This window comes from Kitasatospora sp. NPDC054768, assembly GCF_053612025.1.
In genome coordinates this window covers 59,217-72,859 of sequence record NZ_JBSHBN010000025.1, presented here as the reverse complement: position 1 = coordinate 72,859, position 13,643 = coordinate 59,217, and the positions used below count along the sequence as shown (strand labels likewise).

Below are 13,643 nucleotides of genomic sequence, written 5' to 3'. Positions count from 1 at the left end.
CGGCGGGCCGCCCGCCGTGCGGGGGCGCGGACCGTTGCGGGGGCCTCCTCGTCCCGACGGGATCGGTGCGGCAGGATGTCCGGCATGACGTCGAGCGATCGTGACGAAACCGCCGGCCCGGTCGGGTCCGGCGCCGCCGCAGGGCCCCTCCCGGCAGCCGTCGCCACGGCCGCGCCACCGGTCAACACCGTGGTCGTCCCGGCCGACGAGGATCCGGTGGCGGCGGCCGGCAGCGAGGTGTTCGGCGGGCCGCCGGGCCGCCGGGCGCTGCTCGGCGTCTCCTGGTGGATCCCGGCGCGCTTCCTGGCGCTCGCGGTGATCGTGGTGTCGGTGCTCGGCATGGTGCAGAAGCTGCCCTGCTACGAGCAGGCCTGGTTCCAGCCGGGCTCGCCGCAGTACATCCACGCCTGCTACAGCGACATCCCGCACCTGTTCTCCGGACGCGGCTTCGCGGCCGGGCTGCACCCGTACGTGGACCGCATCCCGGGCTCCTCGGGGGATCTCCAGTACCTGGAGTACCCGGTGCTGACCGGCCTGTTCATGCAGGTCGCGGCCTGGCTGACGCCCGGCGGCGGCGACCAGCAGAGCCAGGAGCAGTGGTTCTGGGCGATCAACGCCGGACTGCTGATGGCCTGCGCCGTGGTCGCCGCGGTGGCGCTCTCGCGCACCCACCGGCGCCGCCCGTGGGACGCGCTGCTGTTCGCGCTCGCCCCGGTCCTGCTGCTCAACGGCACCGTCAACTGGGACCTGCTCGCGGTCGCCCTGGCCGCCGTGGCGATGGCCTGGTGGGCCGGTGCCCGGCCGGGCTGGGCCGGTGTCTTCATCGGTCTGGCCACCGCGGCCAAGCTCTATCCGCTGCTGCTGATCGGCCCGCTGCTGGTGCTCTGCTGGCGGGCCGGCAAGTGGCGCGAGTTCCGGGTGATGCTGGGCGGCGCGGTCGGCGCCTGGCTGGTGGTCAACCTGCCGATCATGCTGGCCAACTGGCGGGGCTGGTCGACCTTCTACGTGTTCAGCAAGCACCGCGGCGAGGACTACGGCTCGTTCTGGCTGATCCTGATGCAGCGCCGCGGCGCCGGGCTGGCCGACCTCGACGTCTACATCGGCGTGCTGATGGTGCTGGGCTGCCTGGCCATAGCGTGGCTCGGCTTCTCGGCCGCGCGCCGGCCGCGCTTCGCCCAGCTGGCCTTCCTGGTGGTCGCGCTGTTCGTGCTGGTCAACAAGGTGTACTCGCCGCAGTACGCGCTCTGGCTGCTGCCGCTCGCGGTGCTGGCCCGGCCGCGCTGGCGGGACTTCCTGATCTGGCAGGCCTGCGAGGTGCTCTACACCCTGGGCATCTGGTCCCACCTGGGCCTGGTCACCGGCTCCAAGCAGCACGGGATCAGCGAGGGCTGGTACCACTTCGCGATCGGACTGCACCTGCTGGGCACGCTCTACCTGGTCGCCCTGGTGGTCCGCGACGTCCTCCACCCGGACCACGACCCGGTCCGCTGGGACGGCAGCGACGACCCCTCCGGCGGGGTGCTGGACCACGCCCCGGACGTGTCCGTGCTGGGCACCGCCCGTCGGCTGCGCGAGGAGGAGAGCTACGCCGCGTACGCGCCGGCCGGCCCCGGGCAGTGGCTCGACGAGCCCGAACTGCCGGAGCCGGCCGAGAAGCCGTAGCTCAGCGGTCCACCACGCGGTCGAAGTGCGTGGTGGTGTGCCGGACCTGGAGACCGAGCTCCTCGCCGATCGCGGGGGGCTCGGTCTCCCCGTCCAGGAACAGCAGCGAGACCTGCATGTGCGGCGGCTCGGCGAACCACAGCTGCTTGCCGGCCCAGTGGAACGGCGACTTGGTCTTGTTGACCGTCGCCAGGCCGGCCCGGGCGATGCCCTTGGCCCGCGCCCCCATGCTCTGGACGTACTTGGGCGCCTCCAGGCCGATGCCGTGCGCGGTGCCGCCGGCGACCACCAGGATGTGGCCGTCGGAGGGCGCCGGGTGCTGGCGGTAGCCGTAGCGGTCGCCCTTCCGCAGCTGGGTGACGTCCAGGACGGTGGCCCGGACCTCCAGCGCGGCGTGGTCGCCCAGCCAGAGCCGGGTGCCGATCCGGGCCCGGAAGACCGTCTGCGGGTAGCGCTGGGCCAGCTGGTCCAGGCCGGCCGCGCCGAGGTGGCTGACGAACACGGTGTGGACCGGGATGCCGGCCGCCCGGGCGGTGTCCACCCAGTACGCGACCTCCTCGACGGGGTTGGAGCCGTCCGGCCGGTCCATCGGCAGGTGCAGCGCCAGGCCCTCGAAGCTCACGCCCTCCAGCTCGGCGGCGACGGTGCGCAGGTCGTCCGCGCTCACGCCGTGCCGGCGCATGGTGGTCATGCACTCCAGCACCACCCGGGCGCCGTGCAGCGCGCGCAGCGCGTCCACGCCGGCCACCGTCCGGATCACCCGGGCGTGCGGCAGCGGCAGCGCCTCCTCGCCGACCCGGTACGGGGTGAGCACCAGCAGCTCGCCGCCGTACCACTCGGCGGCGTCGGCCGCCTCGTACGCGGTACCGACGGCGAGCACCCCGGTGCCCAGCAGCGTCGCCTCCTCGGCCAGCCGGTGGTTGCCCAGGCCGTAGCCGTTCCCCTTGGCGACCGGCACCAGGCCGGGGAACTCGGCGAGGACGGAGCGCTGGTGGGTGCGCCAGCGTTCGGTGTCGAGGTAGAGCGACAGCGTCATCGGGGCAGCCTCCTCAGCGGCGGGACATGTAGAGGTCGAGGGCCTTGTGCAGCAGCTTGTTGAGCGGGAAGTCCCACTCGCCGAGGTACTCGGCCGCCTGGCCGCCGGTGCCGACCTTGAACTGGATCAGACCGAACAGGTGGTCGTCCTCGTCCAGGGTGTCACTGATGCCGCGCAGGTCGTACACCCCGCCGCCGAGGGCGTAGGAGTCGCGCATCATCCGCCACTGGATGGCGTTGGACGGCTTGACCTCGCGCTTGTGGTTGGCGGAGGCGCCGTAGGAGTACCAGACGTGCTCGCCGACCACGAGCATCGTGGTGGCGGCCAGCGGCTCGCCCTGGTGGTAGGCGATGTAGAGCCGCATGCGGTTCGGGTCCTCGGCCACGAGGGCCTTCCACATCCGCTGGAAGTAGGCCAGCGGGCGCGGGGTGAACTTGTCGCGCTCGGCGGTGACCAGGTAGAGCTGGTGGAAGATCGGCAGGTCGTCGTAGCCGCCCTGGACGACCTCGACGCCGCTCTTCTCGGCCTTCTTGATGTTGCGGCGCCAGAGCTGGTTGAAGTTCTTGTGGATGTCGTCCAGCGAGCGGTTGGCCAGCGGCACCTGGAAGACGTAGCGGGGCTGGACGTCGCCGAAGCCCGCGCCGCCGTCCTCGCCCTGGAGCCAGCCGGCCTTGCGCAGCCGGTCGGCCACCTCGAAGGCGCGGGCCTCGTACCAGTCGGCCTCGACGTCGCGCAGCCGCTTGGCCTGCTTGGCGGCGATGGCCTCCTTGATGGTGGGGGCGTTCCAGCGGCGGATGACGATCGGCGGGCCCATCTTCACCGAGAACGCGCCCTGCGACTTGAGGTGCGCCAGCATCGGGGAGAGCCAGCGGTCGAGGTCGCGGTCGAACCAGTCGATGACCGGGCCCTCGGGCAGGTAGGCGAGGTAGCGCTTGAGCTTGGGCAGCTGGCGGTACAGGACCAGGCCGGCGCCGACGAGCTGGTTGGCCTCGTCGAACCAGCCGATCGACTCGGACCGCCACTCGGCCTTCACGTCACCCCACGACGGCACCTGCATGTGGCTGGCCGAGGCGCGGCTCCTGATGAAGGCGAGGTGCTCCTCGCGGGTGATCGTCCTCAGGCGCAGGCTCATTGCTCGGTGCTCCTCGTCGGTCGGGCTGCGGTGGCCCCAGTTCTCGGGCTGACCCTATCGTCCGGGGCTCGGGCACCCGTCGTGGTGGGCACGACGGCGCCCCCGCCGGGTACCTGTCTCCTCTGCAGATACGCGACGGGGGCGGCGAGGGTTCCGGGCGGGCCCTGTGGGCTCGGTCCCAGTGGCGGCGGCGCGGGGCGGGCGCGGGGGAGGGTCAGCCCCAGAGACCGCCCCGGGCGATGCCGAGGTAGAAGCCGAGCGCGGCGGCGCCGAGCGAGACCATCAGGACGAAGCGCTCGGCGGTGGTGACCGAGACGAACATGCCCCACAGGCCCGTGACGATGCCGAACAGGCCGGTCCACGAGGTCAGCAGGTGCAGGTTGTGGAAGAACGAGGTGGTGAACGCGATCACGCCCAGCAGGGCGGTGACGCCCACCAGGGTGTTCTCGCGGGGGTGCGGGTGGCCGTCGGTGTTCAGCGTGAGGGCGGGCATGCGGTGGACGGACTGGGCCATGGGTCCCACCTCCTGGCGTGGAGACGAACGGGCAGGAATCCCGTTCCGTCCAGATTGCGGTGCTTGGGTCGCTCTCACAACCCCTATGCGTTTTGTTCGGCCGTCCGGGTGCAGGTAGGCTGTGCCGTCTGCACTGGTGTAGTTGTGCCCCCTTTGCGTCCGCTTCCGGGCGACGACCACTTTCGGGTGGAGCAGGGGGCCGACTGTCCGACCCGGCCGCTACGGTGGGCCGGAGTCGTCACTGCTCCGGTGCCGACGCTACGCACAACCCTCCTGCCACGGAGAGACCGTGGCCGCTGAGTCCAAAGGAGGTGGGTTACTCATGCGTCACTACGAGCTGATGGTCATCCTCGACCCCTCGGTCGAGGAGCGCGCTGTCTCCCCCCTGATCGAGAGCTTCCTCGCTGTCGTCCGCAACGCGGGTGGCAAGGTGGAGAAGGTCGACACCTGGGGTCGCCGCCGTCTGGCTTACGAGATCAACAAGCAGTCCGAGGGCATCTACTCGGTCATCGACCTCAAGGCCACGCCTGAGGTCGTCAAGGAGCTCGACCGCCAGCTGGGCCTGAGCGAGTCGGTTCTGCGGACCAAGGTCCTGCGCCCGGACACCCACTGAGCCACCTCTGAGGCCTTCGGGTCTCGGGTAGCTCGCGTCCGCTGTTTCACGTGAAACAGCGGCGAACGGACATCTTCCCGAGAGGTCATCACCACCATGGCAGGCGAGACCGTCATCACCCTCGTCGGCAATCTCGTCGACGACCCCGAGCTGCGCTTCACCCCGTCGGGTGCGGCGGTCGCGAAGTTCCGCATCGCGTCCACCCCCCGCACCTTCGACCGTCAGACGAACGAGTGGAAGGACGGCGAGAGCCTCTTCCTCACGTGCAACGTCTGGCGGCAGCCGGCGGAGAACGTGGCCGAGTCGCTGCAGCGCGGCATGCGCGTCATCGTGCAGGGCCGACTGCGCCAGCGGTCTTACGAGACCAAGGAAGGCGAGAAGCGGACGGTCTTCGAGGTCGAGGTCGACGAGGTCGGTCCGAGCCTGCGTTCGGCGACCGCCAAGGTCACCCGGGCGAACCGGTCCGGCGGCCCCGGTGGCGGCTTCGGCGGCCAGCAGGGCGGCGGCCAGCAGGGCGGCGGCAACTGGGGTGGAAACTCCGGTGGCGGCCAGCAGGGCGGCGGCAACTGGGGTGGAAACTCCGGTGGCGGCCAGTCCGGTCCCTCCGACGACCCCTGGGCCTCCAGCGCCCCGTCCGGTGGAAACCAGGGCGGCGGCTGGGGTGCCCCGTCCGGTGGTAGCGGTTTCTCGGAAGAGCCCCCGTTCTAAGAGCTGACAGATTTCGTGCGGCCCGGCGGCCGGCGTCCCCGGACGCCCGCCGGGCCGTGAACCCCAAATGGAGCACACAATGGCGAAGCCGCCTGCTCGCAAGCCGAAGAAGAAGGTTTGCGTCTTCTGCAAGGACAAGGTCAACTACGTTGACTACAAGGACACGAACCTGCTGCGGAAGTACATCTCCGACCGCGGCAAGATCCGTGCCCGTCGGGTGACCGGCAACTGCACCCAGCACCAGCGTGACGTCGCCACGGCCGTGAAGAACAGCCGTGAGATGGCGCTGCTGCCCTACACCAGCACCGCGCGCTAAGAGAGGGTGACCAAGTAATGAAGATCATCCTCACGCACGAGGTGCCGGGTCTCGGCTCCGCCGGCGAGGTCGTCGAGGTCAAGGACGGCTACGCCCGCAACTACCTGGTCCCGCGTGGCTTCGCCATCCGCTGGACCAAGGGTGGTCAGAAGGACGTCGACGCCATCCGTCGCGCCCGGAAGATCCACGCCATCCAGACCCTTGAGGCCGCCAACGAGGTCAAGGGTCAGCTCGAGGGCGTCCAGGTCAAGCTGGCCGTCCGCTCGGGCGAGGCCGGCCGTCTGTTCGGCTCGGTGACCCAGTCCGACGTCGTCGAGGCCATCAAGGCCGCCGGCGGCCCGGCCGTGGACAAGCGCGCCGTCGCGATCGGCTCGCCGATCAAGACCGTGGGCTCCCACAAGGTCTCGGTCAAGCTGCACTCGGACGTCGTGGCCAACCTCGACGTCGCCGTCGTGGCTGCCTGAGCTCCGTAGCCAAGGCCCGAGGGCCGGACTCCTCCGGGAGTCCGGCCCTCGGTCATTTCCGGACGGGACCCCCGCGGGAGTCCCGTCCGGAGGCGTTTCAGCCGCGCACCGCCCCGGTGACCAGCCACTTGCCGCCGCGGGCGCGCCAGGCCAGGAAGCCGGCCCGCAGCAGCATGAACAGGTTCATCGCCCACCAGAGCCCGGCCAGTCCGGTGCCGGTGGCCGGGACCGCCAGGGCCACCGGGACGAACACCGCCAGGGTCGCGAGCCCCGCCCACGCCAGGTACGGCCCGTCCCCGGCGCCCATCAGCACTCCGTCCAGCACGAAGACCAGGCCGGCCACCGGCTGGGTGAGCGCGAGCAGCAGCAGGGCGGTGCCCAGCTGGGCCCGGACGGCCGGATCGGGCGTGAACAGCGGGACGTACAGCGGGCGGGCGAGCACCACCAGCAGGCCGAGCACCAGCCCGGAGACGATGCCCCACTCGACCATCCGCCGGGTGGCGGCCCGGGCGCCGGGGGCGTCCGAGGCACCCAGGTAGCGGCCGATGATGGCCTGGCCGGCGATCGCGATGGCGTCCAGCGCGAAGGCCAGGAAGTTGAACAGCGTCATGGTGATCTGGTGGGCGGCCACCTGGTCGTCGCCGAGCCGGGCGGCCACCGCGGTGGCGGTCATCAGCACCGCGCGCAGGCTGACCGTCCGGACCAGCAGCGGGCCGCCGGCCCTGGCGCCGGCCCGGATGCCCGCCGTGTCCGGCCGCAGCGAGGCCCCTTCCCGGCGGGCGCCGCGGACCACCACGACCAGGTAGGCGGCGGCCATCCCGGTCTGGGCGAGCACGGTGCCCCAGGCCGACCCGGCCACCCCGAGTCCGGCGCCGTACACCAGGCCGACGTTCAGGCCGATGTTGGCGGCGAAGCCCGCGACGGCCACCACCAGCGGTGTGCGGGTGTCCTGGAGGCCGCGCAGCACACCGGTGGCGGCCAGCACCATGAGCATCGCCGGGATGCCCAGGGAGCTGATCCGCAGGTACGTCACCGCGTGCGGCGCGGCGGTCGCCGAGGCGCCCAGCACGTCGGCCGCCCAGGGGGCCAGCAGCAGGGTGAGGAGCACGACCGGGACGGCCAGGCCCAGGGCGAGCCAGATGCCGTCGATGCCCTGCTGCACGGCGCCCCGGCGGTCTCCGGCGCCGATCCGGCGGGCGACCGCCGCGGTGGTGGCGTAGGCGAGGAAGACGAACACGCCGGTCGCGGTGGAGAGCGCGGCGGAGGCGACGCCCACCCCGGCCAGCTGGGGGGTGCCGAGGTGGCCGACGATCGCCGAGTCGGCCATCAGGAAGAGCGGTTCGGCGACGAGCGCGCCGAAGGCCGGGACGGCCAGGGCGAGGATCTCCCGGTCGTGCCGGCGTCGCGAGGGGGCCGGGGCCGGGGTCGTGGGCGAGGCGGTCATGGGCTCCAGGCTACTCATCCACAGGTAATGGATGTCAGTGCTATGTGACCATTACTCGAAATCTTGAGCGGTGCGGTTCGCCCGCTCTGTGCCCACAGCCGTTCGGAGGTGTGTGAAGAATTTCTCATGCACAGGCCCGGAACGAGGTAATCCCAGGTCAACAGGTTGACGGTGGATCGATGGTCCGGTTATCCACAGGAACGTCCACAGGGGTGTCCACAGCTTTGCGGCAGTTCTCCACAGGAGAGGGCCGGTCATCCACACCCCCTGTGGATAACCGCCTTGGCGCAACGGCGTCCGGCGCCTTAGCGTGGGCCCTCCGCCCGACACTCCCGCCGCACCGGCGTCCGATTTGTCGGAGCCGTGGCGTACAAAGAGGAGCGGATCCGCTCCACCCAGCCACCGGCAAGCCCGCTCCAACTTCGCACCACTCGCTGATCGGGGAACACGCGTGACCGGCCCCCAGTACGACGACCACGACGCCCCGCCGCCGGAGGAGGACTGGCAGACCGCCGAGGACCCCTTCCCGGCCGGCGCCTTCGACGACGCGCCCTTCCCGGACGGCCCGGGGGACCGGCTGCCGGTCTCGCGCGGCCGCGGCGAGGGACGTCAGGGCGGTGGCCGCGACGGCTTCCAGAAGGGCGGCTTCCAGAAGGGCGGCAAGGGCGGCCGGTCGGAGGGCGGCCGGCAGCGCCGGGACGAGGGCGACGGCGACGGCGGGGCGGACGGCTTCGAGCGCGTCCCGCCGCAGGACCTGGCCGCCGAGCAGTCCGTCCTGGGCGGCATGCTGCTCTCCAAGGACGCCATCGCCGACGTGGTCGAGGTGCTCAAGCCGGCCGACTACTACCGGCCCGCGCACGAGATGGTGCACGGCGCGATCCTCGACCTCTACGCCCGCGGCGAGCCGGCCGACCCGATCACCGTGGCCGGCGAGCTGACCAAGCGCGGCGAGCTCCAGCGGGTCGGCGGCGCCTCGTACCTGCACACCCTGGTCAACTCCGTCCCGACCGCGGCCAACGCCGAGTACTACGCCCAGATCGTGCACGAGCGCGCGGTGCTGCGCCGGCTGGTCGAGGCGGGCACCCGGATCGCCGGCATGGGCTACGCGGCCGAGGGCGACGTGGACGAGATCGTCAACGCCGCCCAGGCGGAGATCTACGCCGTCACCGAGCAGCGCACCAGCGAGGACTACGCGCCGCTCGCCGACATCATGGAGGGCGCCCTCGACGAGATCGAGGCGATCGGCTCCCGGCAGGGCCAGATGTCCGGCGTGCCGACCGGCTTCGCCGACTTCGACCAGCTCACCAACGGGCTGCACCCGGGCCAGATGATCGTCATCGCGGCCCGTCCCGCGATGGGCAAGTCCACCCTCGCGCTGGACTTCGCGCGGGCCTGCTCGATCCAGCACAAGCTGCCGAGCGTCATCTTCTCGCTCGAAATGGGCCGCAACGAGATCGCCATGCGCCTGCTCTCCGCCGAGGCGCGGGTGGCGCTGCACCACATGCGCTCCGGGAACATGACGGACGACGACTGGACGCGGGTGGCCCGCCGGATGCCCGACGTCAGCGAGGCACCACTGTTCATCGACGACTCGCCGAACCTGTCGATGATGGAGATCCGGGCCAAGTGCCGTCGGCTGAAGCAGCGCAACGACATCAAACTGGTCGTCATCGACTACCTCCAGCTGATGCAGTCCGGCGGCTCCCGGCGGGCCGAGAACCGTCAGCAGGAGGTCTCGGACATGTCCCGTAACCTCAAGCTGCTGGCCAAGGAGCTGGAAGTCCCGGTCATCGCGCTGTCCCAGCTGAACCGTGGCCCCGAGCAGCGCACCGACAAGCGGCCGATGGTCTCCGACCTCCGCGAGTCCGGCTCGATCGAGCAGGACGCCGACATGGTCATCCTGCTGCACCGCGAGGACGCCTACGAGAAGGAGTCCCCGCGCGCGGGCGAGGCCGACCTGATCGTCGCCAAGCACCGAAACGGTCCGACCGCGACCATCACGGTGGCCTTCCAGGGCCACTACTCGCGCTTCGTCGACATGACCCGGGACTGACCCGGAGCGCGCAGGGGGGCCGGTCAGACGGTGACGGTGGCGCGGAACAGCGTGCTGCCGGTGCCGCGGAGGTGGGTCGGGGTGCCGGTGGCGGGGAGGAAGGCGCACTGGCCGCGGGCCAGGTCCAGGACGGTGCCGTCGGCGGCGGTCAGGCGGGTGGCGCCCTCGGTGCAGAACAGGATCTGCGGGGTGCGGCCGTCGATCCCGCGCTCCGTGCCGTCCAGGACGAAGCGGGAGAGCCGGAACTCGTCGATCGGGACGGGGTAGAGCTCCTCGCCCGGGGTGCCCGGCACCGGGGCCGGTTCCAGCACCTCGGGGGCGCCGGCCTCGAAGACCACGACCTCCAGCAGCTCCGGCACGTCGATGTGCTTCGGGGTGAGGCCGGCCCGCAGCACGTTGTCGGAGTTGGCCTGGAGCTCCACGCAGACGCCGGACAGGTAGGCGTGCGGCACCCCGGCGCCCAGGTAGAGCGCCTGGCCGGCCCGCAACCGGACGTGGTTGAGCAGCATGCCGGCGATCACGCCGCGGTCGTCCGGGAAGTCCTCGGCGATCCGGGCGTACGGGGCGTACTCCCCGTCGGGGTCGGTCAGCGCCAGCACCTCGACGGTCCGCCGGACGGTCTCCCCGTCCAGCGAGAGGGCGGCGGTCAGGGCACCGCGCAGCGCCTCGGACTCGTCCTCCGCGGCCAGCCGCTCGATCACGGGGGCGAGCCCGGGCACCGCGAGTCCGGTCAGCAGCCGGGCCGCCCCGGCGGGCCGGCGGAAGCCGCACAGGCCCTCGAAATCGCCCAGCGCGCAGACCATCTCGGGCTTGTGGTTGGCGTCCCGGTAGTTGCGCTCGGGGGCGTCCAGGGGGATCCCGAGGGCGTTCTCGGCGGCGAAGCCGGCCCGGGCCTGGTCGAGGGTGGGGTGGGCCTGGATGGACAGCGGGATGCCCGCGGCCAGGACCTTGAAGAGGAACGGCAGGGCCGGGCCGAACCTGGCGACGCTCGCGGCGCCCAGTTCGCCCTCGGGGTCGGCGGCGATCAGCTCGTCCAGCCGGCGCGGGCCCTCGCCGCGGTCGGCGCGCGACGGTGCCCCGGGGTGGGCGCCCATCCACAGCTCGGCCTGCGGTTCACCGGTCGGCCGCTGCCCGAGCAGCTCGGGCAGGGCGGTGAGCGACCCCCAGGCGTACGGGCGGACGGTGTTGACGAGCCTGTCCATGCGCGCGGTCCTACTCCTTCGCTGTCTGGGCGGCCCCGGATGTCCCGAGTCCGGATCGCCGGGATGGTCCCGGCGGTGCGGGCGGTCCGGGCACGGGCAAGGGAAACGACCCTAGCCGACCGGTGTCACCCAACGGGAAACGGCGGGCATCGGGTGGGAGTGCCACGGTCGGGCGGGTGGTTCCCGGCGCGGTAGTAGGATGCCAGGACGCAGTAGCCTCCGCCCTGCGCGCAGTTCGCCACCGGGTCCTCCCCGGCGGGTTGCCGGCGGAGCCGCGTTCCAGAGTGCGGGCGCCGGTGTTCCGAGACCCCCGCCATCGGCCGAGAGGTTTGTACGTGACCGTGAACCAGCAGAGTTTTGCTGATCTCGGCAAGGTCCTGGTGATCATCCCGACCTACAACGAGGCGGAGAACGTCGAGCGGATCGTCGGCCGGGTCCGTGCCGCCGTGCCCGAGGCGCACGTGCTGGTCGCCGACGACAACAGCCCCGACGGCACCGGCGAACTGGCCGACAAGCTGGCCGTCGAGGACGAGCACGTCCACGTCATGCACCGCAAGGGCAAGGAGGGCCTGGGCGCCGCCTACCTCGCGGGCTTCCGCTGGGGCATCGACAACGGCTACGACGTCCTGGTCGAGATGGACGCGGACGGCTCGCACCAGCCCGAGGAGCTGGACCGGCTCCTGGGCGCGCTGCGCGGCGCCGACCTGGTGCTGGGCTCGCGCTGGGTGCCGGGCGGCCGGGTGGTGAACTGGCCGAAGTCGCGGCTGCTGCTCTCGCGCGGCGGCTCGACCTACTCGCGGCTGATGCTGGGCGTGCCGATCCGGGACGTCACCGGCGGCTACCGGGCGTTCCGCAAGGAGACCCTGCTGGGCCTGGGCATGGACGAGGTCGCCTCGGCCGGGTACTGCTTCCAGGTCGACCTGGCCTGGCGCACGGTGAAGGCCGGGTTCAAGGTCGCCGAGGTGCCGATCACCTTCGTCGAGCGCGAGCTCGGCGCGTCCAAGATGAGCCGCAGCATCGTGGTCGAGGCGCTGTGGCGGGTGACCACCTGGGGCGTCACCGACCGGCTGGCCCGGCTGCGCGGCGCCCAGCGCTGACCGACCGAACAGCCCTCCCCGTGGCCGAAGGGCCCGTCCGCCGGAACCGGTGGACGGGCCCTTCCGCATGTGATCCACCGGGACCTCGTCGCCGACCCGCTCCCGCACCCGGACGTGCACGGCACCGGCGCCGGATCCGCCCCCGCCGAGGCCCGCGGCGCCGAGCGGGCCGCCGCCTTCGCGCCGCGCGGGCAGGTGATGGCCGAGCCGGAGCGGGCCGCCCGCCGGGCCGGGGGACCGGCCGCCCGGAGCGGGGTGTGACGTGGAGCGGAGGCGCGCCCCGCCGGGCGCGCCTTCCGGGCATTCGGCCGCCGGTGCTCCCATGCTGTAGGGCGCAGGACATCCGACCGCCGACCAGAGGGAGCAGCCCGTGACGACGTCCCCGTCCGAGGAGAGCGCCGGCGCGGAGCGTGCCCAGGCCGGGCCGGACCGCTCCGGCGGGCCCGCCGGGCCGGCCGCGGGCGCCGAGCCGCCGGAGGCCGGACAGCCGGCCCGGCCGCTGGAGGTCGCCGTCTTCACCGGCCCCGAGTCGGCCTTCTTCGCCACCTCCACGCTGATCCTCGGCGAGCGGACCGCGATCCTGGTGGACGCCCAGCTGACCCGCAGCGCCGGGCGCGAGCTGGCCGAGTGGGTCGCCGGCAAGGGCAGACGGCTGCTCGCCGTGGTGGTCACCCACCAGCACCCGGACCACTACTTCGGCGCCGAGGAGGTGCTGCGGCTCTTCCCCGACGCGCAGCTGCTGGCCGCCCCGGCCGTGGTCGAGGGCATCCGGCGCACCGTCGCCGCGAAGGTCGCGCAGTGGAAGCCGGTGTACGGCGACGACATCCCGGACCACCCGCTGATCCCCGCCCCGCTGCTGCCGCAGCCGCTGATGCTGGACCGCCAGGTGATCCCCGTGCTGCTGCTCGGCCAGGCCGACTGCGGGGACTCCACGGTCGTCCACGTGCCGAGCGTCCGCACCGTGATCGCCGGGGACTTCGTCCACAACGGCACCCACGTCTGGACCGCCGACACCACCCCGGCCCAGCGCACCACCTGGGGGCACAACCTCGGCCGGATCGCCGACCTCGGCGCGGACCGGGTGATCGCCGGCCACCGCGCCCCGGGCCAGGGCGACGACGCCGCCCGGGTGCTGGCCTTCACCGGCGAGTACCTCCAGGACTTCGACCGGCTGCTGGCCGAGCACCCGGACGACCCGGAGGCGCTGGTCACGGCGATGAACGAGCGGTACGGGGAGCTGACCCTGCCGTCCATCCTGGAGCTGGGCGCGGCGGCCAACACCGCCCGCGCGGCCGGGGCCGCGCCCGGCGCGGACGCCCAGGACGCCCAGGACGCCCAGGACGCCCAGGACGCGCAGGAGGGGCCGGAGCGGCCGGAGGACGACGGGACCGCGGCGCGGTAG

At 72.4% G+C, this 13,643-nt stretch carries 14 protein-coding genes; 9 read left to right on the top strand and 5 right to left on the bottom strand.

Annotated elements, in window-relative coordinates:
• Positions 1-84 precede the first annotated feature (84 nt).
• Positions 85-1,662, top strand: a complete 1,578-nt coding sequence (locus ACWGKU_RS10745; protein WP_380541294.1) for a glycosyltransferase family 87 protein — start codon at positions 85-87, stop codon at positions 1,660-1,662.
• Between the two features lies 1 nt (position 1,663).
• On the opposite strand, the gene ACWGKU_RS10740 is transcribed toward ACWGKU_RS10745, so the two are convergent.
• The 3 genes from ACWGKU_RS10740 to ACWGKU_RS10730 form a co-directional block, all read right to left on the bottom strand.
• Positions 1,664-2,698, bottom strand: a complete 1,035-nt coding sequence (locus ACWGKU_RS10740; protein WP_401055205.1) for an alanine racemase — start codon at positions 2,696-2,698, stop codon at positions 1,664-1,666.
• A gap of 13 nt (positions 2,699-2,711) precedes the next feature.
• Positions 2,712-3,830, bottom strand: a complete 1,119-nt coding sequence (locus ACWGKU_RS10735; protein WP_359909471.1) for a lipid II:glycine glycyltransferase FemX — start codon at positions 3,828-3,830, stop codon at positions 2,712-2,714.
• Between the two features lie 214 nt (positions 3,831-4,044).
• Positions 4,045-4,344: a hypothetical protein gene (locus ACWGKU_RS10730; RefSeq protein WP_359909468.1), complete on the bottom strand. Its 300-nt coding sequence runs from the start codon at positions 4,342-4,344 to the stop codon at positions 4,045-4,047.
• A 322-nt stretch (positions 4,345-4,666) separates the two neighbouring features.
• Between ACWGKU_RS10730 and rpsF the strand changes: the two genes are divergently transcribed.
• The 4 genes from rpsF to rplI all read left to right on the top strand — a co-directional run bounded on the left by rpsF (position 4,667) and on the right by rplI (position 6,445).
• Positions 4,667-4,957: a 30S ribosomal protein S6 gene (gene rpsF / locus ACWGKU_RS10725; protein ID WP_188298654.1), complete on the top strand. Its 291-nt coding sequence runs from the start codon at positions 4,667-4,669 to the stop codon at positions 4,955-4,957.
• 96 nt (positions 4,958-5,053) lie between these two features.
• Positions 5,054-5,665: a single-stranded DNA-binding protein gene (locus ACWGKU_RS10720; RefSeq protein ID WP_452178195.1), complete on the top strand. Its 612-nt coding sequence runs from the start codon at positions 5,054-5,056 to the stop codon at positions 5,663-5,665.
• A gap of 79 nt (positions 5,666-5,744) precedes the next feature.
• The gene (gene rpsR / locus ACWGKU_RS10715; RefSeq protein ID WP_030059640.1) at positions 5,745-5,981 is read left to right on the top strand and encodes a 30S ribosomal protein S18; all 237 of its coding nucleotides are present in this window, start codon (positions 5,745-5,747) and stop codon (positions 5,979-5,981) included.
• Between the two features lie 17 nt (positions 5,982-5,998).
• Complete coding sequence (gene rplI / locus ACWGKU_RS10710; RefSeq protein ID WP_359909461.1) at positions 5,999-6,445, top strand: 50S ribosomal protein L9; 447 nt, start codon at positions 5,999-6,001, stop codon at positions 6,443-6,445.
• 97 nt (positions 6,446-6,542) lie between these two features.
• Here rplI and ACWGKU_RS10705 read toward each other — a convergent pair whose 3' ends face one another.
• The gene (locus ACWGKU_RS10705; protein ID WP_401045284.1) at positions 6,543-7,889 is read right to left on the bottom strand and encodes an MATE family efflux transporter; all 1,347 of its coding nucleotides are present in this window, start codon (positions 7,887-7,889) and stop codon (positions 6,543-6,545) included.
• A gap of 577 nt (positions 7,890-8,466) precedes the next feature.
• Here ACWGKU_RS10705 and dnaB point away from each other — a divergent pair.
• The gene (gene dnaB / locus ACWGKU_RS10700) at positions 8,467-9,942 is read left to right on the top strand and encodes a replicative DNA helicase (protein WP_401045291.1); all 1,476 of its coding nucleotides are present in this window, start codon (positions 8,467-8,469) and stop codon (positions 9,940-9,942) included.
• Between the two features lie 23 nt (positions 9,943-9,965).
• Here the strand turns inward: dnaB and manA are convergent, their stop codons facing one another.
• Complete coding sequence (gene manA, locus ACWGKU_RS10695; protein WP_452178194.1) at positions 9,966-11,144, bottom strand: mannose-6-phosphate isomerase, class I; 1,179 nt, start codon at positions 11,142-11,144, stop codon at positions 9,966-9,968.
• A 335-nt stretch (positions 11,145-11,479) separates the two neighbouring features.
• Here manA and ACWGKU_RS10690 point away from each other — a divergent pair, with 335 nt between their 5' ends.
• From ACWGKU_RS10690 to ACWGKU_RS10680, 3 genes are all read left to right on the top strand, one after another.
• The gene (locus tag ACWGKU_RS10690; RefSeq protein WP_380541303.1) at positions 11,480-12,241 is read left to right on the top strand and encodes a polyprenol monophosphomannose synthase; all 762 of its coding nucleotides are present in this window, start codon (positions 11,480-11,482) and stop codon (positions 12,239-12,241) included.
• Between the two features lie 69 nt (positions 12,242-12,310).
• Complete coding sequence (locus tag ACWGKU_RS10685) at positions 12,311-12,502, top strand: hypothetical protein (protein WP_401045280.1); 192 nt, start codon at positions 12,311-12,313, stop codon at positions 12,500-12,502.
• A 109-nt stretch (positions 12,503-12,611) separates the two neighbouring features.
• Positions 12,612-13,643, top strand: coding sequence for an MBL fold metallo-hydrolase (locus ACWGKU_RS10680; protein ID WP_452178193.1), 1,032 nt, complete (start codon positions 12,612-12,614; stop codon positions 13,641-13,643).